The sequence below is a fragment of the Chloroflexota bacterium genome, from assembly GCA_016219275.1.
In the GTDB taxonomy this organism is placed as follows: domain Bacteria; phylum Chloroflexota; class Anaerolineae; order UBA4142; family UBA4142; genus JACRBM01.
On record JACRBM010000062.1, the window covers coordinates 18,590 to 41,478 of the forward strand.

General features: G+C 57.6%; 20 protein-coding genes. 10 read left to right on the top strand and 10 right to left on the bottom strand.

The genetic code is table 11. From position 1 onward, the window contains the following. Window positions 1-31: 31 nt before the first annotated feature. The 5 genes from HY868_17715 to HY868_17735 form a co-directional block, all read right to left on the bottom strand. Window positions 32-1,492, bottom strand: coding sequence for a hypothetical protein (locus HY868_17715; protein MBI5303977.1), 1,461 nt, complete (start codon window positions 1,490-1,492; stop codon window positions 32-34). Between the two features lie 31 nt (window positions 1,493-1,523). Beyond that, complete coding sequence (locus tag HY868_17720; GenBank protein ID MBI5303978.1) at window positions 1,524-4,106, bottom strand: LysM peptidoglycan-binding domain-containing protein; 2,583 nt, start codon at window positions 4,104-4,106, stop codon at window positions 1,524-1,526. A 369-nt stretch (window positions 4,107-4,475) separates the two neighbouring features. Then, window positions 4,476-4,688: a hypothetical protein gene (locus HY868_17725; protein ID MBI5303979.1), complete on the bottom strand. Its 213-nt coding sequence runs from the start codon at window positions 4,686-4,688 to the stop codon at window positions 4,476-4,478. 203 nt (window positions 4,689-4,891) lie between these two features. Continuing rightward, entirely contained in the window at window positions 4,892-8,380 is a 3,489-nt protein-coding gene (locus tag HY868_17730) for an AAA family ATPase (GenBank protein ID MBI5303980.1), read from the bottom strand. Next, window positions 8,377-9,291, bottom strand: coding sequence for a hypothetical protein (locus HY868_17735; protein MBI5303981.1), 915 nt, complete (start codon window positions 9,289-9,291; stop codon window positions 8,377-8,379). The genes HY868_17730 and HY868_17735 overlap by 4 nt, the downstream gene beginning before the upstream one ends. Window positions 9,292-9,441: 150 nt before the next feature. Here HY868_17735 and HY868_17740 point away from each other — a divergent pair, with 150 nt between their 5' ends. The 9 genes from HY868_17740 to HY868_17780 all read left to right on the top strand — a co-directional run bounded on the left by HY868_17740 (window position 9,442) and on the right by HY868_17780 (window position 16,451). Further along, window positions 9,442-9,702: a DUF4160 domain-containing protein gene (locus HY868_17740; GenBank protein ID MBI5303982.1), complete on the top strand. Its 261-nt coding sequence runs from the start codon at window positions 9,442-9,444 to the stop codon at window positions 9,700-9,702. Window positions 9,703-9,756: 54 nt separating this feature from the next. Continuing rightward, a complete protein-coding gene (locus HY868_17745; GenBank protein MBI5303983.1) occupies window positions 9,757-10,116 on the top strand; it encodes a DUF2442 domain-containing protein in 360 nt (119 codons plus the stop codon). Window positions 10,117-10,364: 248 nt separating this feature from the next. After that, window positions 10,365-10,763 carry a zinc ribbon domain-containing protein gene (locus HY868_17750; GenBank protein MBI5303984.1) on the top strand — a complete coding sequence of 133 codons (399 nt, stop codon included), beginning with the start codon at window positions 10,365-10,367 and terminating at the stop codon, window positions 10,761-10,763. Beyond that, window positions 10,760-11,389 (top strand): hypothetical protein, encoded by a 630-nt coding sequence (locus HY868_17755; protein MBI5303985.1) that lies wholly within the window; start codon window positions 10,760-10,762, stop codon window positions 11,387-11,389. The genes HY868_17750 and HY868_17755 overlap by 4 nt, the downstream gene beginning before the upstream one ends. Before the next feature lie 73 nt (window positions 11,390-11,462). Continuing rightward, window positions 11,463-13,436, top strand: coding sequence for a hypothetical protein (locus tag HY868_17760; GenBank protein MBI5303986.1), 1,974 nt, complete (start codon window positions 11,463-11,465; stop codon window positions 13,434-13,436). Window positions 13,437-13,446: 10 nt separating this feature from the next. Next, window positions 13,447-14,109 carry a zinc-ribbon domain-containing protein gene (locus HY868_17765; GenBank protein MBI5303987.1) on the top strand — a complete coding sequence of 221 codons (663 nt, stop codon included), beginning with the start codon at window positions 13,447-13,449 and terminating at the stop codon, window positions 14,107-14,109. A 68-nt stretch (window positions 14,110-14,177) separates the two neighbouring features. Continuing rightward, a complete protein-coding gene (locus HY868_17770; protein ID MBI5303988.1) occupies window positions 14,178-14,981 on the top strand; it encodes a hypothetical protein in 804 nt (267 codons plus the stop codon). 15 nt (window positions 14,982-14,996) lie between these two features. After that, complete coding sequence (locus HY868_17775) at window positions 14,997-15,461, top strand: hypothetical protein (protein MBI5303989.1); 465 nt, start codon at window positions 14,997-14,999, stop codon at window positions 15,459-15,461. Window positions 15,462-15,479: 18 nt separating this feature from the next. Continuing rightward, window positions 15,480-16,451, top strand: coding sequence for a hypothetical protein (locus HY868_17780; GenBank protein ID MBI5303990.1), 972 nt, complete (start codon window positions 15,480-15,482; stop codon window positions 16,449-16,451). 149 nt (window positions 16,452-16,600) lie between these two features. Here HY868_17780 and HY868_17785 read toward each other — a convergent pair whose 3' ends face one another. From HY868_17785 to HY868_17805, 5 genes are all read right to left on the bottom strand, one after another. Further along, on the bottom strand, window positions 16,601-17,524 hold the full coding sequence (locus HY868_17785) for a LysR family transcriptional regulator (GenBank protein ID MBI5303991.1): 924 nt from the start codon (window positions 17,522-17,524) through the stop codon (window positions 16,601-16,603). A 219-nt stretch (window positions 17,525-17,743) separates the two neighbouring features. Continuing rightward, window positions 17,744-18,400, bottom strand: a complete 657-nt coding sequence (locus HY868_17790) for a response regulator transcription factor (GenBank protein MBI5303992.1) — start codon at window positions 18,398-18,400, stop codon at window positions 17,744-17,746. A gap of 16 nt (window positions 18,401-18,416) precedes the next feature. Beyond that, window positions 18,417-20,708 carry a PAS domain-containing protein gene (locus HY868_17795; protein MBI5303993.1) on the bottom strand — a complete coding sequence of 764 codons (2,292 nt, stop codon included), beginning with the start codon at window positions 20,706-20,708 and terminating at the stop codon, window positions 18,417-18,419. 622 nt (window positions 20,709-21,330) lie between these two features. After that, window positions 21,331-21,693: a DUF86 domain-containing protein gene (locus HY868_17800; GenBank protein ID MBI5303994.1), complete on the bottom strand. Its 363-nt coding sequence runs from the start codon at window positions 21,691-21,693 to the stop codon at window positions 21,331-21,333. After that, entirely contained in the window at window positions 21,690-22,034 is a 345-nt protein-coding gene (locus HY868_17805; protein ID MBI5303995.1) for a nucleotidyltransferase family protein, read from the bottom strand. Before HY868_17805 ends, HY868_17800 begins: the two co-directional genes overlap by 4 nt. Before the next feature lie 607 nt (window positions 22,035-22,641). Here HY868_17805 and HY868_17810 point away from each other — a divergent pair. Next, complete coding sequence (locus HY868_17810; GenBank protein MBI5303996.1) at window positions 22,642-22,785, top strand: hypothetical protein; 144 nt, start codon at window positions 22,642-22,644, stop codon at window positions 22,783-22,785. Window positions 22,786-22,889: the final 104 nt, after the last annotated feature.

Below are 22,889 nucleotides of genomic sequence, written 5' to 3' on the forward strand. Positions count from 1 at the left end.
AAAACTGGGAAGGTCTCGCTGTGTTCTCGGGTTAGCGCACGCACTCGATCAAGCGCACACTACTGTTTGTGGAACTCTGGCGCGAGTTGCCGCGTGTATCCCGCGCGATGACGTAAAAGTAAAACGTGCCGGTACTGTTTCCTGCAACGTCACTACTTTTGATCGTCTCGCGATAGTTGTTGCTGCCAATCGAATCCATCGTCCGGCTTGCATACGCTCCGCTCGTGCCGACGCGATAGTACAGTGTCACGTTCGCCACGCCGGACGAATCGCTCGCCGTCGCGTTGATAGTGATCGAAGTGGGATTGCAATACGAACGGTAAAAGTAGGTGCCGACCGGATAGATGGATCCAAAGGTCGGACCGGTCGTGTCGGTTGGGGGCTTGGTCGGAGTCGGCGTGTTCGTTTTGATTTTGTCGGGGATGGTGATGTACAGCGCCACCGACACGGTGACCTGGCGCGTCACCGTGTTCGAGCCGCACCGCGCGGTCAGCGTGTACGTCGTCGTGCTCTTGGGCGAAACCTTGATCGAACCGGGCGCGGCGACGCCGCCGATGCCTTGATTGATCTCGACTGAATCCGCGTTTGTCACCGCGCCCCAATTCAGTGTTGAGGATCCGCCCGAAGTGATGGATGTGGGCGACGCGCTGAACGACGCAATGACCGGGGCGCCGTTGCATCCTTGAATTGGTGGCGCGAGCAGATACTTGGTCGGCGTGCGCGTCGGCGTGCGCGTTAGCGTTGCCGTCCGGGTTGGCGTGATCGAAGGCGAAACGACATTGATCGTTACCGTGCGTTGCGCGACCTGACTATCGAGTGTGACGACGCGTAACGTGTAGCTCGTCGTCTTGGTAGGGCATTCTTGTTTTGCGCCGCTCGCGCCAACCGATGTGTTGCCCAGAAAAACTTGCGCAACATTTTTCGTTTCCCAGCGCAACGTCGCGCATTGCCCCGCGACAAGGTTTGTTTGATCGGCGGAAAACGCGATGCTTGCCGGCGACAAGGGCGTGCGCGTATCGCCGGCTTTGGCGACCTGGATCGGCGGGGTATTCGTCGCGGTGGGCGTGGGCGCGCCGGGTCTCGGCGGTGTTGGCGGCGTCGGGGTCGTCACGCCGCCAATCGTGACGACGGTGAGCGCATAGTCGCTCCACACGCTCGCGCTGTTTTGGGCGCGCACCATCAGCGTGTAATTTCCCGGCGCGGGCGGCGACCATTTCTGTCGCATCGTTACCAACGTCTTTGCCTGGTCCGGATTTGGATCGGTTCGCAAGATGTTGCCGTTCACATTCAGCTCGACCTGGGTAACCTGTAGGGGGTCGCTCGAATGAGAAATCACTTCGAGCGGCGCGAGCGGAAACGCGCTGTCGTTCAACGGCGCGTCCAACCACACGCGCGGTCCTTCGGATGTGATTGCCGGCGACGAGGACGGATTGCAACCGGCGGCAGTCGCTGCCAGCATCGTCAGCACGAGAAAAATGGTTAAGCGTTTCATCGTTTCACCTTGAGTGTTCAGTTGTCATTCACTATTTGATGGACAATCCAAAAGGTCCGTAGATGGACCAGCACTTGTTATTGTCCTCGACGGAGAATCTTTCGTCCGCACCACCGAAAACAAATCCATAGTTGGGACGAACTCCCTGCGCCCAGTCACGCACCGCCGAGGTCACGTCAATGCTGAAATTTTCAGATTCCGCGATCTTGACTCCGTCGGCGTTGACCGTCAGACTCGTCGGATTCATGATACCCCAAGAGTTGGGCACGTACTTGTACACATCCCCCGGCGGCAGAACCTTATAGTCCGGTACCGTCCAATCGTCTTGGGCAAGATAGAGAACCGAGAGACATGTGGGAACTTGATTGGTTGCCCAGAGGTCGGTGTCGAACACACCGGTGCGGAGACGGAATTGGAGTTCCGCCTTGGTGAAAGATTTATCCTTGAGTTCGTTGAGATTAAAGCGCACTGCGCCGCGATACGCGATGTTTTGGTACTGTGAACCTACCCATCCTGATGGCTGGGTCAGATGGTCAAATCCAACGACAATCTCGCCCGACCCGAGTTGATCAAAAATGGGATCATGTCCCGTCCCCATAGTGCTCAACCCGCCCCAACTTGCTCCGCTTTCGGAGTACTTAAAGGAACGATAGTCGCGTACGGTTGCCTTGGGCGGAGATGGCAGCGGAGGGTTTTGCGGCGGCGATACAAGTTTGCTGTCCGCGGATTGAACCTCTCCCTTGAATCCGTTTCCAAAATCATGATCGCTCTTGAACGCGCGCACAGAGTATTGCGGCACGGGGATGCCGGGCGGTGGTTGTAGCCGGTCTTTTGGCAGGAAGGCAAGCGTGATCTTGTCGTTTGAGATGGTTGCTAATAGTTGGCTTGATGAGAAACCCGATCCGAGCGAGACCGTCTCGTACACGTAATACCCATCAATCTTCGTAAGATGCCCATCACACTTGTCCGAACTTGTACTACTAATGCAAATGAGTGATTTCCAATCCCAGACCAAGACAGGCGTCTTGGTACTCAGGATAATATCGCAAAAGACCTCATGTCCGTGCTTGGCGCAGATCTCCGGGTCGGTCGTAAATTTTGCGCCGGTCGGCGGATCAATCCAGGGGCTGGGCGGCGGCGGTGGATCGCCGTCCGAGGGCTGGGTCGCGTGACCACTCAGGTCAATTTTGCCCCGGTTAACATTCGCGATCAACTTGTAGTTTATGTTTCCAAATTGAATCGGCTTGTTGAGCTGATTCGCGTTGATCGTCGTGCTGGCTTCGCCGAGATTCACTAACGCGTTGCCGCGCCAGCCCCAGCATTCCAGGTTGAGCGTGATATTGCCTTGCGCGTCCGGCGGCGCGAGTTTCTTGATGAACTTGCTCAGGTCTACTTCGCCATTCTTGGGTTGGAGAAAATCCTCCGCGCCGGGTGGCACGCGCGTCCAGGGTCCCTTGTTGACCGAGAGGTAGCAGTACATCTTGTCAACGGGTTGCGTCACGCTGATTTTGGTTTTCTCCAAACTAATTGATTGCCATTCCGGTGTGAGACACTTGTCGTCGGCAACTTTGACGTTGACGATGTTGCTCGGCGATTCGCCGGCGGCATTGAACGCGGCGACATAGTACTGGAACTTGCCGTACAATCCCTTGTCCACAAAATGCAAACTCTCATCGCCGTTCGCATCCAGCGTCGCAACGCGTTGGAAGACGTGCGAATTTGGATCGAGCCGATAGATGACAAAGCCCGCTTCATTTTTCGATTTGTCGGCGATGCGAATATCCGCGTCGCATTTGCCGGGAATGGCGTTGGCTTTGATGGTGGGCGCGGTGGGCAAGGTGTTTTGAAGCAACTTGCCGAGAAGGTTGCCAATCCAAATTCCGTACTTGCTCGGCTTGTTGGTGGACGGCTCCTCGGATGGATCGCTCGGTGGACCGGGATCGAACGACGTGTTGGCATCGCCCGTCTCACCGGGCGCGTTGGGGTCGCCCGCCACGCTCGGATCGTCGCCTACATCCGGCGGCGGCGGCTCGATCGGAATGTTGACATCGCCGCCGGGCGTGACCGGGTTGCCGGAACTGGTTGGTGGATTCGCATCAATAATTTCCTGGGGCGTCGTGCCGTACTGTTTCGCGATGCCTTGCAGTGTTTCGCCCGGTTGAACCGGATGCGCGACGATCAACTGCACGTTCGCGTTCTTGCTCGCGCTCACGCGCACCGCATTCGACGTGGCGATTTGTTGATCGGCAGCAAGCGCGCGCGCCAACAAGACGTGTTCGCCTTCGACGACCGGCAGCCAGAGCCACGACGCAGAGAGTTGCTTGAGTTGCAACTCGGGCGGCGCGCTCTTGGCTTGCGATGGCACGCCGTCAATCCACAATTCCAGCGCGATGATCGGCTGCGCGCCGAAGGCTTGCGCCTCGATGGTCGTCGGTCCGTTCAGCGCAAGCGCCGCGCCATTTGCCGGCGCGGAGAGCGTTACAATGATTGGCGACGCGCCAACCGGCAGTTGCTCTTCCACTTCGGGGACGAGAAGCCAGAGCGCCGCGCCGCCCCCGGCGAGCAAGAGAATCAAAAACACCAAACAGCCCATTCCCAGTTTCCAGTTTTTCATACGACTCTTCCTTTTTTGGTTATTGTGAGTGGTGCAGGTTGTGGCTGAGTAACACAAAAAAAAGAACCACTTGGATGCAAGTGCTTTGGGCTTGCATCGAATGGTCCTCTCATGAACCAGTCCGGCTCGGCATAGGCGGGTGAGATACCAGGTTGCTTCAAGCAACCTGGTATCTGTCAAGCGACTATTGCGGCAATGCCACGGTTTTTCAAAAGTTATTTACAGACCCATCCCCCTGCCCCCTTCCCTATAAGGGAAGGGGGCAGGGGGTTAGGTTGGCAAGTGAGTCAAGCGACTTTTGAAAAGCCGTGGCGGCATTGCGAAAATCAGGCGCGCATCGTTACGCGCTGGCGTCGGCGGATGATGGAATCATTCATCGGAGTTTCCCTTGAAGGAATTGGATAAAGTGTTCACGCGCAACGAGATAAAATCAAATAGATCATCCAGCGACTCAAAGTACACGCGTTGCGCGGAGGGAATGTGCTCGATTGATCCACGCCAATGCACGGGCGCCGCTTGACTGGGTTCTTGCCAGACGCGGACAATAAAGAGATGCTCGATGCGTCCAGAGGTCGGTGCCACCATATTCTCCTTGAAACGGGATTGATTGTGGTGAGCCACTACTGCGAACAAGCATACACCAGCCGCGTCTAAAAAGCGTCTAGACCAATTTCCATCTGGATTTACCGTTGGTTTTGAAGAGACGTTCGCGAAGCGTGCAACGTCTCTACAAAATCACAAACCCAATGGAATTCGCGCTAAAAATCAAAGACCCGAAGGGTTTCCTAAACCCTTCGGGTCTTTGTCGAAGATGCCTCGCGCAACTCACGATTGAACGGCAGATGGAAAAACGTCGCGCGCGATTCGGCGTCCGGGATCGCCGCGGCTTTATCTTCGAGCACGCGGTATGCTTGCTCGAGCAACTCGCGCGCGCGTTTACCATTGCCCAACGCGCGATAGGTTTGCGCTGCCGCCCACAAAATGTACTGCGGGTGCATCATCGTCTCTGCCGCCGACGCGTAGAGCGCGAGCATTTCATCCGTGGAGGCGCGCGCCGCGCCCAGATCGCCGGCGCGCAGGTACGCGACCGTGAGATCGCACAGGTCGGTGCCGAGTTCTGCCGGTTGTCCCAGTTGCCGGCGGATCGCCAACCCGGCTTGCATGTGCGCGAGCGCGTCCGGCAGTTCGCCCAGGTCGCGTTCCGCCGCGCCCAGGTTCGCGAGCGCGTTCGCCTCCATCACCGCGGCGTTCATCGCGCGCGCGAGTTCCAAGCCGCGTTGCGCGGCGGATTTCGCGGCGGCATAATCACCTTGAAACAAATTGACAATGCTAAGGTTGAGCGCGCTGACCACTTGCCCGCGCAGATCATTCAACGCGTGGAAAAGTTTCTCGGCTTGTGCATACGCATCCAAACTTTCCGCGTAATGTCCTAGCCGGCTCGCTAGCACCGCGCGGTTGATCATCACCGCCGCTAGACCCTGCCGTTTTTCCAACGCGGCGTACAACTTGCGCGCCTGATCGTAATGTTCGCGCGCGGATTGAATTTGAAACTGACGCGCGGCAATCGCGCCCAAGCGTGCGTGCGCGTCCGCTTCGCCTTCGCGGTCGCCCATCGCGCGACACCGTTCGAGCATTTGGTTTGCCAAACGCGCCGCTGCGTCAAAATCTTGCCGCGCGAACAAGACGCCCGATGTCGTTCGCCACGTTTGGATCAAGAGCGCGTAATTGCCGCGCGCTTCGGCGAGCGCGGTGGCTTGATCGAGGAGGGGTTGAACGCGCGACCACTGTCCGCGATGAATCGCGACTTCGGCGAGGAGGCAAAAGCATTGCACCTGGTTATTCGCATCGTCGAGTTCGCGATGCAGAACGAGTGCGTGTTCGAGCGAAGCGTGCGCCGCGTCGTACTCACCGATCAAGACTTGGTGCGCGGCTTGCGCCTGAATCGCTTCGGCTTGCCAGCATTTAGCGTCGCGCGCGAACGCGCGCGTCGTTAGCGCGTCAATCGCCGCCGCCTCATCCTGCCGTTCGCCAAGCGCGCGCAGAAAAAGAATTTGCCGGCGCAACACCTCGCATTCCGCGTCGTCGTCGTTCAACGCCAGGGCGCTCTGCGCTAGTTGCTCCAGGTCTATGCGTTGCGCGTCGCGCTCGCCGCGCCGGCTGTGGATCGTCTCGCGGAGCCGAACCAGGTCGAACCGCGTTCGCTGATCCGGGTCGAGTTCGAGCGCGTGTGCGATGTGCTCCAACGCGTCTTGATCCGCGTAAATCATTTGCGCGCGCCGCGCCACGCGTAAAGAGTACTCTGCCGCGCGGCGCGTTTCGCCGGCGCGTTCCAGATGGAGCGCGAGTTGGCTCGCGAGGTCGTCGAGCCGGTCGGCGTACAATTCTTCCATCACGCGCGCGACACGATGATGCCGCCGCCGCCGCGCCGCTTCTGGTGTGTCCGCGTAGATCGCGGCTTGATGCAAGGAATGCGTGAACGCGTAATCGAAACGTCCGTGCCCGCCGGCTTCGCGGATGAGATGCTGATCGAGCAATTCGTCCACCGCGTCGAGCGCTTGATGCTCGTCCCACCCGCACGCCACGCGCGCCAATTCAATGTCGAACGCGCTCCCGATCACCGCTGCGATCCCGGCGAACATGCGCGCGGATTCCGATAGCCGCGCGACGCGGCTGGCAATCGTCGTTTGCACGTGTTTTGGAATCATGTCGCCGAGCGTCGTTGGATGCGCATCGTCGAGGTCGCGGATCAGTTCGGTGAGGAACAGTGGATTGCCGCCGCTCGCCGCGTACAGATCGCGCGCGAGATCATTCCCTGGTGGCGTTGAATCGGTCGCAAATTGCGCGAGGAGATTTTCGACATCGGTCGCGGAGAGCCGCGTCAGCGCGCACTGCGCGACCTGGTTTTCCGTTTCCAAACGGCGGCGCAGATCGCGCCAGGGATGCGCGCGCGTGATTTCTTCATCGCGATACGTGAGCAGAACGAGGACGCGGTGCGATGAAACGCGGCGCGCGAAAAATTCGAGCCACGCCAGCGTCGCCGCGCCCGCCCAATGCAAATCTTCGAGGATGAGCAGGATCGGGCGCGGTTGCGCTAATCCTTCGAAACAGCGCGCCAACGCTTCGAACAAGCGCGCGCGTTCGCGGTCGGGATCGAGCGGCGAAAGTTTGGCGAGGTCCGCGCGCCGCGTCGCCAATGCCGGGATGAGTGGCACGATGGCGGACAGCCAAATCGGATTGATCTCCAACGCGGCGAGCAAAGCCAGGACGGACGCGAGCGCGGCGATGACCGCCTGATACGGCATCGGCTCGGCGAACGCGGTGTCGCCCCACAACACGCGCGCGCCTTGCGTTTCGACGAACTGCGCGAGTTCGGTCGCGAGCCGCGTTTTGCCAATGCCCGCTTCGCCGCCGATCAGAACGATGCTACCCTGTCCCTGCGCCGCGCGACTCCACGCGACGCGCAAGCGTTCCACATCCGCCTCGCGTCCGACAAAGGGGAGCGCGAAGGGAATGGTTTTCTCGTTCGGCGTGACCTCGCTGGTGGGCGCTGTGCCGGGAAGTCGTGTGTTGCGGACCACCGCTTCGTACAACGCAACTGTCTCCGGCATCGGCTCGACGGAAAGCTCTGTGCCGAGGCGACGGACAAAACGCGCGTACTCATCAAGTGCGCCGGCGCGGTCGCCGGCTTGATAACGCAGAGTGATCAACTGACGAAGCGTGTCTTCGCGCAGCGGATCCGCCGCGAGCAACTGATTCGCGTACGCGATGGCTTGGGGATGTTCGCCGCGCGCGCGGTGAGAGAGAACGAGTTGGTGAAGCGCGGCGAAATACAAATTACGAAAACGTTCGCGCGCGTACACGATCCAATCGTCGTACACGTTGGCGAGGAGATCGCCGGCGTAGAGAGCGACCGCCGCGGCGCGTTGGTCGGGGATGTTGCACAGTTTTTCAAACTCAGCGGTGTCGAGCCAAAAATCGGCTTGCGGATTCCACTGGACCGTTTCCGCGTCGATCAACAACCAGGGAACGGATTGCGGCGCGCGCGGCAACGCGCGGCGCAAATAATGCAGATGCCGGCGCAGGTTGGCGCGCGCCACCGTTTCTGGCTCGTCCGTCCACAGCGCAAACGCGACTGTTTCGCGCTCGACCGGTTGAGCTATGTTCAATAAGAGAAAAGACCATAGAGGCAAGGTCTTGGGCGGCGCGGAAAATTTGAATGATTTTTCGCCGTCGTCGAAACGCGGCTGACCGAACAGATGAATGCGTAGCGTCATTTGAAACGTTGCACAATGTACGGCGGATATTGAAGCAGTTCGAGTTTGATTTGCCGCGCCGATTCTTCCATCAATCGCGTCAACTCGTTGTTGCTTCGAATGCCATAGCCCCAGGTATCCACGCCTTTCCGCATCACGAACAATCCTTCCGTTTCGTTGCCCATATTGATTGGAATGACCGGGTTCGCCGGGTCGTAACCGGTTTCGACGTACCAATTGTTGGTCGAGTCCACGAGTACCCATTTGCCGGCGACAAACACTTCGACGAAGACGTGTCCGGCGTAGCCGCCTTTCTGATTGGCAAGGAATCGTTTTGCCCACGCGATACCCGCCGTGTCAATCATTACGACGGGATAACCCAGGTCGCGCGCGACCGATGCGTAGACCAAGCCCCAATCGTGACAGCCGCCCAAGCGACGCTCTTTCATCAATTGATCGGTCGTGATCGCGCCGATGGTGCTGCCGCCTGCCGACCAGGTTTTGAATTCGCGCTTGATCCAAAAATAAATCTCACCCAAGTGCGCGATGCTCTGCGCTTTGCCGCGCAGTGAATTGATCACGCTCGGATCGGAGAGGCGCGTCTGGTCGCCTTGCGCGCGATATTTTTCCGGCTGACCATAATCAATGCCGAACGCGGATGGATAGCGTTGGCTCGCGGTCAATGTCGGCGTGAGCGTGGGCAACGCGGTTGGAGTCGGCGATGGTGTCGGCGCGATGGTGCGCGTTACTGTTGGCGCTGATGGAGGCACTGCAGTTGGGACCGGCGTCGCGGTAGGTGATGCCATACTTGTCGGTGACGGGGGAATCGGTGTTGGGGTTGGCGTTGCCGCCGATGTGCATCCCGGCAACCACACACTGCCGAGAAAGAACGCAAACGTGATGAAGCTGGACCATCGCGATAGGTGAATCATTTTGCTCCCCTGCAAGCGCAAAAGTGTGGTGCGTGAGTCGCCTAAACATATAGCACGTAGTGCCCTGCTTTGTCAAAAAGTCATGTACATTGACAGGTTGAATCAAGTCATAGATAATTGGGACACACACGCGCGTGAGGATAGATGCCCATGCCCACGATCAGCCGATTTTATGGCATCCTAATTCAAATGTTCTACGATGAAAAACACAGCCCACACTTTCACGCGCTCTATGCCGAGTACAAAGCGTCCATCGAGATCAAGACCGGAAAAATCGTGGTTGGCAAACTGCCCAGGAATGCCCAACGGCTTGTGCTCGCCTGGGCTAAAATCCATCGCGACGAATTGTTGAACAACTGGGAACGCGCCCGGCGCGAAGAGCCGCTCAAGGACATTGCGCCGCTGGAATAATCAGAGGGAACGATGACAATCGGCACGATCGTACAAAACAAGAAATACCCGGAATTGATTTGCGTGCGCGCGGTCAAACCGCTTGCCGGGTTCAAGGTACACGTCACTTTTACGGACGGTACGCAACGCGTAATAGACCTTACTCCGTACATCGGCACGGGACCCGTCTTTGCTCCTATTCGCAATGACCCTGCCTTGTTTCGACGCGTCTTTGTGGACCCCGAAACGGAAACGCTTACCTGGGAGAATGGCGCGGATATTGCGCCGGAAACGCTCTACTATGACGGTGATCCCCCCTGGGTAAAGGATGCCCGACCAGCTAAGCTGGTGAGGAGACGCACCGCGGCAAAGAAAAAATCACTCGCATCGCGACGGCAAACGCACCGGACGCGCGCCCGCGCCCGAACCGCTTGAACGTCACATGATCAAGCTCTACCAATTGGACGCCGACTATCTGAGCGACTTGGGCTATTGACACGAACGCGTGTCTGCATACAATTAGCGCACGAATTGATCACTCGCCTGTGATGGTGCAGGATGAGGTGAGATATGATGATGTTGTCAGTCGCGGCGCGCGAACAGAAAATAGTTGACAAATGAAATTGTTAGAGGCAGGGATAAGTCTGCCTCTTTTTTGTTTGCGCGCGAAGGAGCGCAAGACGATGTATTGTCCCAAGTGCGGTTCTCAAAACGCGGCAGGCGCGCAAGCTTGTCGCGTGTGCGGCGCATCGCTCGTTTCCCCCGTGTCGCTCGAGTCCATTCGAACGGCGGTCAAGCCCACGTACACGTCAGTTCGCGCGGCGCTTGCCCGGTTGGGCATCTCGCTTTCGCGCGAGCAGGTCATCGGATTCATCGTGTCGCTCATCGGCGGCATGATTATGGCGCGCGTCCTCCCCTTTATTTACCCGATCTTCGATCCGATTCTCACCCTGGTTTTTGGAAGCGGTCCGGGCGCGCTGCGCGATGGTTTCAATACGAACATGATGACCCTGATCACGTTCGCGACCAGTTTCGTTTTGTCTTTCGGAACGATGTTTCTGACGACGAAGCAGGGACGATGATCCGCGCGTTGTTCAAGTCTGGTCAACGGCATCGGCGCTTGACCGGCGCGGCGTTCATCGCGGCGTCCGTCTCCGGGCTTGCGATTTTGCTCCATGCGACGGGTTGGCTGCCGATGTACTTTCTCGTGGACGTTACCGCCGCGCCCTCGCTCGTCTTGCTGTTGATCCTGGGTGTGATCGCCGCGCGCATTGACGAGCGCGTGTTCCTCGACCGGTTGGTCGTCGGCGCGTGGGGCGGCATCGTCGCGACGCTGGCGTACGATGGCATTCGCGTGCTGATTCGCGCGAGCAATCTCATCAGCTTCAATCCATTTTCAAGTCATCCCGCGTTTGGGCGGCTCATTACCGGCTTGCCCGAAGAAACGTTCACGGCGATTGTCGTTGGGTGGGCGTACCATTTCTGGAACGGCTTTGGGTTCGGAATCATGTACACCGTGATCGCGGGCAACGCGCGTTGGTACTATGCGGTTGTCTGGGCGATGTTTCTCGAAATCGCGTGGCTCACCGCGTTGCCTTCGGCATTGCAATTGCGACTTAGCCCCGAAGTCGTCGCGGTTAGTTTCATCGGACACGGCGTGTACGGCATCGTCCTGGGATTGCTCGCGCAACGATTCATTCGCGCGTGAGGAGTGGCGTATGGCGAATGGCAGATGGCAAATGGCAAATGGCAAATGGCAGATTGAATTCGGAGAGGTGTCTGTGAATAAACGCAATCATCGTCCGGCATCATTCGCGATCTTGGCGCTTTACTGCGCGTTCTCATTTTCGATTTGGTTGTTCTATTTTGCGAGTGTCGCATACGCGCGCGATTGTCCACCGAATGATCCCAGTCGTTCGGACTGCGCCGCCGCGGCGACCACCGCGCAAAACCCGGCAGTCCCGGCAACCGGCACGGTCGCCGGCGCGGGCACGTCCGTCGTCATTGATCGGCTGCGCAATCGCCGGCGTCCGCGTCCTGCGCCACGACCGCCGCGCGAATATGGCGGCAGGACGAATGTGTGGGATCCGCCGGAGGACGAGCAACAACGAAAGTGGGAACACGAAGGTCTGGTCTGGGATCCGCAAGAATTGACCTGGCGACCACCCCGACCCGGCGAAATTCCGCCGCCCGATGACGCGCCGGAAAATCCGCCGCCCTATCAACAACAAAACCCGCGCGAAAAAGTTCCGCCGGCGTGCCTCGATAAGTACGACGACTATGTGCTCCTCCAAGCGCGCTTGATTAAACTCGAAGGTGAGATCAAATTCGCGTCGGAGGCGCAGTGGGATGCGCAGTTCAAACTCAACCAACTGCTCGCCAAGTTTTCGCTCAAGTTCGGCTATGATTTGGCAGATACGGTGATCTTGGCGAAAGCTGTGGCGGAACTAACGGTTCACCTCGGCGGGGCACTGATGCAATTTCTGCCGCGCACGTTAGCCGAGGCGCTTGAGACGGCGCGCTCTGTTTTTCGCAGAGCGTCCTCGAAAGCATCCGACCTCGCAAATGAGTTGGGCGAGGTAACTCGCATCGCCGGAAGCAAAGCGAAAGTTGCTGAAGAAGCGGCAGAAGCTGCCAAGGCACTCCGCGGGACTGCTGACGACGCGGCTAAAGCACTGAGCGAGGCAGACGAAGCGGCAAAGGCAGCCCAAGCCGCGATCAAGGAAGCCGAAGACGCGCTCGCCGCCGCCACGACCAAGGTGGACAAACTCAAGGCGGAGCGCGCGCTTCTGGAAGCCCAGAAGGCGGCGGTTGAAGGTCAGGCGCAAGTGTACAAGCAATGGCAGGAGGCATATCTCAAGTACCTGGGTCAGAAACCCGCCGCCGGCATTGGCAGCAAATTCTATGACGAGGCGTTCAAGATGGAGATGTTGGGGTTGGATATGGCGACGACCAAGATCGACATTTCCAAGCTGCGCGCACTTCCGAATCCATCGCCATCGCAATTGGCGGAGTTGGCTCATTTGGAAGGACAACTTGCCAATCTGTACAAACAGGCGGAGCCACTCAAAAAAGTTTTGGACGACGCGGCAAAGGCGTTCTATGGTGTAGATGATGTCAGCAAGGTCACGCAGGAATTTACGGAGAAGCATCTGAACGATCATCTCCGCCGCGTGATGGGCGATGACGCCTTTGCGAAGTACGCCGCGTCATCGGGAGAAGACTTGGTCCACGCAGTGAACAAGGTGACGGAGATCGAAGGCAAATTGTCGGGCGTGGCGAAGGAGTTGGATCCGCTGCTACAGCAGGCGCGCAAAGCGGGGACTCAAGTGGCAAAGGTTGCCGAAGACGCGAAAAAGGCGCAAACCGCTGTGCAAAAGATTTCGTCCGAAGCAGCCGAAAAAGCGAGCAAAGCGGCGGAGGCGGAGAGCAAGGCGGCGAATGTCGCGCAAGAAGCCGCAGAAGCGGAGAGCAACGTCACGCGCACCAAAACAAATCTCGAAGGAGCACAGACCGAAGCAAGCACGGCGCAACAAGCGCTGAACACTGCCGAAGCTGCCGCGCGCGAACACATCAAAAATAAATTCGCCGAATCGCCGGACGAAGTCGCCAAGGTTCTGATTGAAGCGCGCAATGACGTTCAGCGCATCGTGGATGCTCTCAAAGCCAAGCAAGCCGAGTACGATGGCGTGCTCAAAGCGATGAAGGAAATCAAACCCAAGCTCGACCAATGTCTTTACGAAAATACTCCGTGAGGGTGTTGTCATGGAACAACAAACTGAAACGAGAGCCGAACGCGCAACGCCCGCGGAATGGATCGCGCGACTCGAAATTTTTCGCGAGCGATTTCGTCTCGGGCTGATGGACGCCAACGCGTTCAAAAATATCACGCGCGCATTTCAATTCACCGACGACCTGGGACACATCTGGATGCCGGGCGCGACGAGCGATCAGTGGTATCGTTGGGATCGTACACACTGGAGTGTTGCCGCGCCGCCCCCGCAACTTAGTGCAGCCACAATGCCCATCGCGCTGACGCTCGCGTGGAATCGGCATCCCGTTCTCGCGCCGCCGAGCGCGGACGCGCCGCGCGTTCAAGCCATGGTACCGCCCACAGCGATTGAACCGTCACGCGTTCAAGTCGAGGTACCACCCGAGGTGATTGAACCGCCGCGCGCGGAAATCAAGCCGGCGGTGATCGAACCCACGCCGGCGATTCCACCCGCGCCGGCGATTCCACCTGCACCCGCGACCCCACTCGCGCGGCAAGCGTGTCCGCACTGCGGTCACGCGTACGTTGCGCCCGCGCGATTTTGTCCGAACTGCGGCGAGCCGCTCACCGCCGAGAAAAAACCGCGTCGCCCGACGGATTTGCCGGAGCGCGGCGTGACGCGCGGTCGCGCCAAGCCGACCGATTTGCCCAGGTGAGTACGCCGTCAGGCGAATTTGCGCTGTCGGGACAATCGCGGTTATCGGAGAAATGACAAAAACGAAAAATGGAATCACCGAATCCTTTCAAACAAGCCGAAGAGCAATATTTTATTCTGCGCGGAAAACTTGAAACGGGGCGGATCACGCGCGAACAATTCGAAGCCGCGCTGCATGATTTGATGGTCGAGGACGCGCAGGGACGACACTGGGTTCCCGGCGTGGACAGCGGCAAGTGGTTCGTGCACGATGGGCGATCCTGGGTCGAAGCGAATCCGTACGGAACGGTTCAGCCGGCGACGACGCCCCCGCGCCCAATGGGAATGCCGGAGCGAAGTGCGTCGTCAGTGCGTCCCATTGCGCCGCCGCCGCCGCCATCCCCCCAGCCCAAGCAGAGCCGCGGTTGCGCGGGCTGGCTTGTGCCCGGTTGTCTTGTCCTTGTTGCGTTAGTTGTGGTCCTGGGCGCGGGTGGCTTTTATGCTTTTCAAAATCGTTTGATCACGTTGAACACGGTGTTGAGTCTCATCGGCATGGGACCCGCCGACATCGAGATAAATAATTTTCGCGATGACGGCATTGATGTCACTGTGCGCGAACTGAACCCTGCCCAGGGTTCTTCACCGAGCCAGGGATCGTTGCGCCTGAACGCCTTCGACGTGAAAGCGTACCGCGCGCAAAACCCTGGTCGGTATCGCGTCGAGTTTCGCGCGACGCGCGGCGCGGTTGATCTTGGCGCGTGCGCGTTGACCGTCAAGTCGGGCGAGCAATATCAATTCGTCGTTCTGCCTGAACGCATCGTCGTCAATCGCGCAAACAACCCTTCGACGGTGGGAACCGATTTTGTGATTCAGACCTCGGCGCTGTGCCGCTAGGTTGGGGAGGCAAACATGCGACGACGAATATCGCTCGCGGTCTGGATCGCATTGGCAATGTTGATCGCCGGTTGTGGTCCATCCATCACCGTGAACAACAAGACGCGCATCCCGGTGCGCGTGATCGTCAACGCGGCAGGACGCTCCGAAGTGTTGTCGCCTTCGCCGGGCGAGAGTTCCACCGCGGATGTTGAGCCGGGCGCATACCGCGTGACGGTGATCCGCGATGAAGAGTGGATCGCGTATGCCAAATTGACGCGCCAATATCTGAACGACCAATTGGCAAATTCGGATAAACTCACCGGTCCGCAACTGCTCGAGGTCATTCGGCGACTCAAAGACATTGCCATGCAGATGCAGCAATTCGAACAGGCGGCGGGCGCGGGTGCGAGTTGTCGCGGCTCGGTTAGGGAGGACGGGGGTGGTGTCGCTGAGATCAGTCTTATGGCGGAAGGCAAACTGGTTGTGGCGTGCAAATGATTTGTTGTGGAGGCATCCTTGACGGACGAACGTTTTGAAAATGCCGAGCGCGAATTTTTCAAGTTGAAAGGGCAATTCGCCGCCGGACGAATTACGTCCGAGCAGTTCGACCGCGCGCTCAAAGAGTTGATCGTCGAGGACGCGCAAGGACGTTTCTGGATGCTTGGCGCGGACAGCGGCACGTGGTACATTCACGATGGGCAATCCTGGGTCGAAGCCACTCCGCCGGGCGTTACCCAACGTGAACCACGGGTCGCGCCCACGCCGCCGCCACCTACACCCCAGCCGCAAGCGCAGCCGCAAGGATCGTGCCGAGCGCGCGCGATCCTGGGAACGGTTGTGGGCGGTTTGCTAACGCTTGGACTGGGTCTTGCGGTGACGTGGGGGCAAGGCGCGTTGCGAACCGCATTCCTCGGTGCGGGGACAACGCCGTCGGTTGTCTTTGTCACGGCGACGCCACTACCGCAAATCAACACACCTCCGCCGGTCAAGGTTCTGTCGCCCGTGGTCGTCGTCGTGACCGCGACAACCTTGCCGTCTACGAGCACACCCACGCGCACCAACACGCCGACATCTACTCTGACGAACACGCCCGTCGCGCGTACGCCGACCGCCACCGCCACGCCGAGTCCAATTGTCGTACCCACATTCCCAGCGAGTGTATTGACGTGGAGTTCGGGCTATGACAAAACCGTCGGCACGCCCCTGAATGTCGTTGCCAACAAAACTTTCTCCGCGCGCCCTCTCGAAATATACGCAACGTGGAACCCGACCGGCGTCCCGGCTGGCACGAAATTACAAACCACGTGGTATTACAATGGCGCGTTCTGGGCGCAAGGGGAATACGTTCTTCAAGCCGGTGATGACTCGGTTTGGCATTCTGTTTTTCGTCAAGATGGTCAGCCGCTCGCCTCCGGCACGTATCGCATGGAGATCAAGGTGGGGAACAAGATCATCTTGACCGATGAAGCCCGCGTGCTCAATCCATGATGCTCGATGATTAGTACCTTCGTCAAAAACCAGGTTTCCCCGAAGGGAAGAAACCTGGTTTCTTTCTCGCATCCCGGCATCAAAAAAGAATCCAGGTTTCCTCGAAGGGAAGAAACCTGGATTCGGGAAAATGATTTTACTTGCGCGACTTAACCGACGGTACTGGCAATGAGTTGCTGTCCGGCGGGCGATTCGAGAAACTCGCGGAAACGCAACTGGGTGCAGGTGCACGCGCGCGTCCGGTTGCGCGCGAACATTATTTGACGTCGGAGAACTAGCCCGGCGACCGGGACGATTTTGATGCGCCCCAGTTCCAATCCCCGTTTGACTGCCACCCGCGAAACAAACGACACGCCATGCCCCGCTTCGACCGCGGCTTCTACGGCTTCCACACTGCCCAGTTCCATCCCTACGTTCAAATCATCTGCCGACAAACGATGCTCCATCAACGTGGATGCAATCAATTGCCGCGTCGCCGCGCCCCCCTCGCGCAAAATCCAATCTACCTCGTTCAATTCAGCCGGCGTAACCATGTCCCGTGTTGCCCAGGGATGCGTCGCGCCGACGATCAAAACTAGCTCGTCGTCGAACAGTCGCCAACATTCGAGTTCCTTGTGGCGGCTGGGAATGCTCAACACGCCGATATGGATTTCCTTCCGCAGCAATTTTTCTTCGACATCTTCACGACTCATCACTTGTACGCTGAATTGCACGTCGGGATATTGTTTGCGGTACGCGCCGATCAATTGAGGGAGAACATATTTGCCGGGGCTGGTGCTACAACCGATTTGGATGTGTCCCTTGACGATGCCTTGTTGCAGACACATCGTTTCTTCGATGCGCGCCGAAAGATTGACCATCTCGCGCGCGAGCGGCATCAGATCGCGCCCCGCATCCGTAAGCGAGATGCGCTTGCCAGTGCGTTGAAATAACTGTACGTTCAAGTGCTCTTCCAACGATTGCACTTGGAAGCTGATCGCGGGTTGGCTCAAATGCAATTTGCGCGCCGCCGCCGAAAAATTCTCTTCCTCCGCCGCGACGAGGAACACTTGTAATTCGTGGGCTCCCAACATATCGTCACTCCGAAAAAAAATACCTCGCGCCCGGGTGATACTCGGCAACAACCAGCATTGGTGTTGCAAGCAATTCCCCGTGGAGCGAGGCGATCTTTACCTACAATTCGAGTCTACTGTAATAAGGATGATTTGTCAAGAAATGGATCGGTACAAGTTTTGCTTATCAGAGGGGACGCGCTAGTCAGCCACCTTCGCAAGCGTGGCAGTCACCGAGGTTCACATCTTGGTGATGCCGGCGCGCACCGCGTAGAGAATCGCTTGATTGCGATTCTCCAATCCCAATTTGCCCAAGAGATTGTGCACATGCGTGCGGACGGTTCCCTCGCTGACGTTGAGCGTTTGCGCGATCTGTTTGTTCGACGCGCCTTGTCCAATCAATCCCAACACTTCAATCTCGCGGTCGGTGAGCGGCTCGACCGGCGGCGTGGCGTGTTCCTTCTTTTGCTCGCGCACGCTGTTGGCGAGTTTCTGCGCGATTTGTGGCGGCAGGAATGTGTTGCCTTGACTGACTTGACGAATCGCTTGCAATAATTCTTCGCGCGCGCTGTCCTTCATCAAATAACCGAGCACGCCGGCTTGCACCGCCGCCAAGACCATCGCTTCGTCCGTCGAACTAGTGAGCGCGAGAATGCGCGCGTTTGCATCGCGACTCTTGATGTCGGCAATCGCGTGCAAACCATCTTGGCGCGGCATAAACAAGTCCATCACCGTCACGTCCGGTTTGAGCGCGTGCGCCTGCCGCACGGCATCCTCGCCGTTCGCCGCTTCGCCGACGACTTGCATATCGGCTTCATCTTCGATTGCCATACAAAGCGCCTCGCGCATCAACGGATGATCGTCCACCACGAGGATACGAATTTTTTGATTCGCCATCCCACCCTCCAATTTTCTACGCGTTTGTCTCACGAATCGCGAAATGAATCCGCATACCATTCCCAGTTGTCGAATCAATCACCAACGTCCCGCCGAGCCGCTCGGCGCGCTCACGCATATTACGCAAGCCCATCCCGCCCGAGTTAGCGGTGGTCGGCGCGATGCCTTGCCCATTGTCGGCGATGTCCAACACGATGCCATTCGGGAGACCGCGCAGTTGCACGCGCACCTGGGTCGCGCGTGCGTGCTTGAGCGAATTGTTCAACGCTTCCATCGCGATGCAGTACAATTCGCCTTCCCACACCTGCGGCACGAACGATAAATTCTCGACGACGAGTTGCGCGTCAATCCCAGCGCGTCGTTCGACTGCATCGAGTCGCAATTGCAGCGCGTCAATCAGATTGACCTGGTCGAGCGTTGCCAGGCGCAACTCGTACAACAACAAACGCATTTCTTTGAGCGCCTGCCGCGCGCTCTCCGCGAGTTGTCCGAGCGACGCGCCAAGCCGGTCCAACTTGTTTTGACGCAAACGATGATTCGCCGTATCGGCGGAGAGCACGAGACTATGCAGCGATTGCGTCACCGAATCGTGCAAGTCGCGCGCGAGGCGACGTCGTTCTTGTTGCACCGCTGCGGCTTCACTGCGTTGACGCAAGCGCACGTTTTCGACGACGATGCTTACCTGGTCTGCCATCGCGCTGAACAACGCGATGTCTTCGACCGGAAACGATCGAGTGCGTTTCCAGAACAAACTCAACGCGCCGGTCGGCTTGCCCAGCAGAAAAGTTGGAATGCCCAAATAGCTTTGCCAGTTCGGCATACGTAACTCTGCTGGCAGTTGCGTGTTGGCGGATAAATCCGTGACCGCGCGCGGAATACGGTCGTTCAGAAGCCATTCTGCCGGTAACGTGCCCAGTTGCGATTGTTGCGCGGTTGCCAAGCCGCGTTGCGCGGCGAGTTGCAGGGTCCGACTCTTCTCGTTCCACAGATGGATACATCCCGCGTCGCTGCCCATCACGAGCATGATCGTCGCGAGCGCCTGCTCCTGGATTTCGGGCACGGTGAGCGATTGCCCGGCGAACAGAATCAATTCATACAACGCGGAGAGTTTGAGGCTTTGATCGGCGACGCGTTGCGCGAGCACTTCTTCCATTTGCCGCAATTTCGTTTCGACTTGTTTCCGTTCGGCGATTTCGTTCTGCAATTCGGCAACGGTCTGTTGCAATTCCGCGGTGCGTCCGGCGACAAGTTGCTCGAGCTTACTATTCATCTCGTGCAGCGCGAATTCCATCTGTTTGCGCGGTGTGATGTCAGACAAGATGATCAAGTGCCCAGCCATTTGGTTGCGCTGATCGAAGAGCGGCGTGGCGCGCATTTCGAGGTAACGCGCCGGCGTGCCGTCGAGCGCAAGTTCGGCGCGCGTTTCGGCGCGATCGGATTGCGCGGTCAAGCGCGCGTCAATCTGCTCCACGCGCTCGCCGATCAACGCGCGTTCGCGACCCAGGATGGTCTGCGCCACGGGATTGACATCCACGACGCGATGCTGGCGGTCGAAGACTAGTACGCCGTCGCTCATTTTTTCGATCAAGCGATCGCGCGCGATAGGAACCAGATCGAGCAAGCGATAGCGCGTGACCGCCCAGGCAAGCGCGAGACCGGTCAACGCAAACATGAACGGCGATAAATCCAACGTCGGGAGCGGACTCCAACCAAAGACGTAAATCGCACTCGCGGTGAGCGGAGCGAACGCGGCGATCAACATCGCGAGGGCTTGCTGGCGATACAAACGTGGCGAGCGAATCACAAAGCGAATCAACAAGATCGTGCTGATGAACGCGAGCGCATAGTTGTACGCGACGTTGACCCAGAACCAGAAGGCGTGTCCGTAGATGAGCAGGGTGTCGCCGCTGCTGAAATCGAACGTAAAGCTGTTCCACAACCACTGGTGCCATTCGTTCGTCGCGGCGATGAGAAAGGTAAGCGCCGGCACGATCGCGAGCAAAAATGTCGCGCGGCGAGTGAGCCAGCGGTCGAGATGCGTGTATTGCGCGGCGAACAGAAAATAAAAGGTGCCTTCGGTCGCGACGCCGAGATATTCGATCTTGGACCAGAACACTTTGCCGGGAATATCCGGCGTGAGTGTTTCTAGCGCAACACTGAGCGACCAAATCGCCGCGCCGAGGAGGAGGAACACGAGCGGCATCCCGCCGGGCATGGTGCGGCGTTGCCACGCGATACGCGCGACGATGCCGCAAATGCCGGACGATACGAACAACAGGAGAACGTATGCGGATAGTTGGTCAGTCATAAGGTTGCTCACCCGCGCGTGGTATTCGCGCGGCGAGGCAACCAAATTGTACCGCAGTTTATTGGCGAGGTCAAAAATGCCTGAAAGTGCTTGCGGTGTATTCCGAAATAAAAACACGGCTGGGCGACTGTATTCTCACAGTCGCCCAGCCGTCGAGTAGCGGGGCCCAGACTCGAACTGGGGACCTTTGGGTTATGAGTCGCAATCCTGGGTCACCTAATTCTAGCCCCTTGGGTTCTTGATTTAGCCTCGCCCAACGCTCGTCAGTTCCCAATAACCCAACGAGTTTGGATACGATGTGCTCATTATAGGCAAAGATAACCAATAGTCAACCGTACTGTTCTCGGAGGGTGTGCGTCAAAATTTTGGAACACTCAACCTTGCGAAGGTTTTGACGACAAATCAAATATGATTGCCGTTCAACCTTCGCAAGGTTTTTTCACCACCCAAAAACTTGACGCACACCCGTTCTCGGAGGGGCGCACACTCCAAATCCAACCTTTTCACCATTCGTCCATCATCGTCTATCCAGCAGAATTCCCCAGACCGCAAATAAGACATGGGCGAGCAGCACATCAACAACCGAATGTTCAATGAGGGCGACTGGAGAGACACGAGTCGTCTATTTTGAATCCTGACTTGCGATGTCCTCCAACATCTTTTTTGCAATGTCGCGCAAGGGCGGCAAATCCTCTTGAACCGTACGCCACACAACTTCGAGATCAACGCTGAAATATTCGTGTGTCATTTTGTCGCGCATCCCAGTCACTTGCTTCCAAGGAATCGCGTTATATTTGTTGCGCAGGTTTTTCGGCAAATGCCGCGCGGCTTCGCCAACAATTTCGATCATCTTGACGACCGCAAAAATTTTTTCTTCGTCGTCGCCAAATTCATCGAAACTCACATCCCTGACAAAGCGCATTGCTTTTTCGGAATAGTCGACAATATCTTGTAAATAATCGGTGTAGACGCGCTTGGCGCTCATAACGGGACGACCTCAGCGAGGATATAGCGACCGATGTGCGCCTTGAGCGTCTTTTTCATGACCAAATCCACTTTGATGCCGACGAGTTCGCTCAGATGATCTTCCAGTTCGACGTACTTGAACAGCGAAGGAGCGCGTTCGAATTCTACCAGCAAATCCAAGTCGCTCTTCTTTTTCTGATCACCGCGCACGTACGAGCCAAAGATACCAAGCGATGTAATCGAATAGTGTTCGCGCAACGCCGGTAAATGTGCGCGCAGGATTCGCTTGGCGCGTGCCAGGTCAGCATTGCGACGCGTGGAACTGGATTTACGGCGACCATTCTTGGGTAGTGTTGGCATTGGGATCACTCCTCGACGCCGTCAAGTATAACACATTTGCGACAGCGCTTCAAACGAGCGTGAGATCGTACACAAAAAATGCCCCACTATCTGGTGATATGGGATATTGAAATTCACGCGCCAGATGGTTCAAAACCATCGCTCAATAGACCCGCACACCATTCGTTGGACTCGCCCGTTTGTGACTGGACGGTACCACCGGCGGTTTCCTTTGGCGCGCGAAAGTAAAGAAAATTTATCTTTTCTCCGCTCAATTTGACTAAACTCGTTGGCACAAAAACTGGGTTCTCATGTTATAATGCGCCCAGTTTGCGCACATGCGTGCACTCACACATGTTTGTATCTTCAATCAGTTCTTCTCGGTTTGACCCTGCACTAAAGCTCGATCGTACGCACAGCACGTCGTAATTCATCTCACTGTGGAGGTGCGCGTTGCATTGCCGTATTCTAGACCCAGGGTTCCTCGGTTTGCTCGTCTGTTCCTGTACCTAACCATCCCTACGTAAATCCTGATCCAATTCGTCATACCACAGGCGTGGTATGTTAGTTTGCGTTTGCTGTTTTTAGGAACTGAATCACGATCGCATTCTTTTCCGGTGGGGGCATCATGAAACACAATCGTCTGACGCAATTCACGCGCGCACTGCACGTCATTCTCCTCGTCACACTCGTGGCGAACCCATTTATCAACGTGGGGCAAGCCATCGCCGCAAGCGGAGTATACCGCAAAAGTGTCGGCGACTTCAGATGACAATGGGCACGGTTTTCTGCCAAGCCTTATCAAAACGACCGCTGTGAAGTTCACTCAACCCAGCGAGCATGGCTTGCGCACAGTCACGTTTCCATCCGCGTCCA

Excerpts from the sequence above, each read along its gene's own strand:
- HY868_17715 (MBI5303977.1), bottom strand. The coding sequence starts at position 1,492 with ATGAAACGCTTAACCATTTTTCTCGTGCTGACGATGCTGGCAGCGACT.
- HY868_17775 (MBI5303989.1), top strand. The coding sequence starts at position 14,997 with ATGCGACGACGAATATCGCTCGCGGTCTGGATCGCATTGGCAATGTTG.
- HY868_17750 (MBI5303984.1), top strand. The coding sequence starts at position 10,365 with ATGTATTGTCCCAAGTGCGGTTCTCAAAACGCGGCAGGCGCGCAAGCT.
- HY868_17810 (MBI5303996.1), top strand. The coding sequence starts at position 22,642 with ATGAAACACAATCGTCTGACGCAATTCACGCGCGCACTGCACGTCATT.
- HY868_17720 (MBI5303978.1), bottom strand. The coding sequence starts at position 4,106 with ATGAAAAACTGGAAACTGGGAATGGGCTGTTTGGTGTTTTTGATTCTC.
- HY868_17790 (MBI5303992.1), bottom strand. The coding sequence starts at position 18,400 with ATGGCGAATCAAAAAATTCGTATCCTCGTGGTGGACGATCATCCGTTG.
- HY868_17805 (MBI5303995.1), bottom strand. The coding sequence starts at position 22,034 with ATGCCAACACTACCCAAGAATGGTCGCCGTAAATCCAGTTCCACGCGT.
- HY868_17800 (MBI5303994.1), bottom strand. The coding sequence starts at position 21,693 with ATGAGCGCCAAGCGCGTCTACACCGATTATTTACAAGATATTGTCGAC.
- HY868_17785 (MBI5303991.1), bottom strand. The coding sequence starts at position 17,524 with ATGTTGGGAGCCCACGAATTACAAGTGTTCCTCGTCGCGGCGGAGGAA.
- HY868_17730 (MBI5303980.1), bottom strand. The coding sequence starts at position 8,380 with ATGACGCTACGCATTCATCTGTTCGGTCAGCCGCGTTTCGACGACGGC.
- HY868_17755 (MBI5303985.1), top strand. The coding sequence starts at position 10,760 with ATGATCCGCGCGTTGTTCAAGTCTGGTCAACGGCATCGGCGCTTGACC.
- HY868_17765 (MBI5303987.1), top strand. The coding sequence starts at position 13,447 with ATGGAACAACAAACTGAAACGAGAGCCGAACGCGCAACGCCCGCGGAA.
- HY868_17770 (MBI5303988.1), top strand. The coding sequence starts at position 14,178 with ATGGAATCACCGAATCCTTTCAAACAAGCCGAAGAGCAATATTTTATT.
- HY868_17735 (MBI5303981.1), bottom strand. The coding sequence starts at position 9,291 with ATGATTCACCTATCGCGATGGTCCAGCTTCATCACGTTTGCGTTCTTT.
- HY868_17740 (MBI5303982.1), top strand. The coding sequence starts at position 9,442 with ATGCCCACGATCAGCCGATTTTATGGCATCCTAATTCAAATGTTCTAC.
- HY868_17795 (MBI5303993.1), bottom strand. The coding sequence starts at position 20,708 with ATGACTGACCAACTATCCGCATACGTTCTCCTGTTGTTCGTATCGTCC.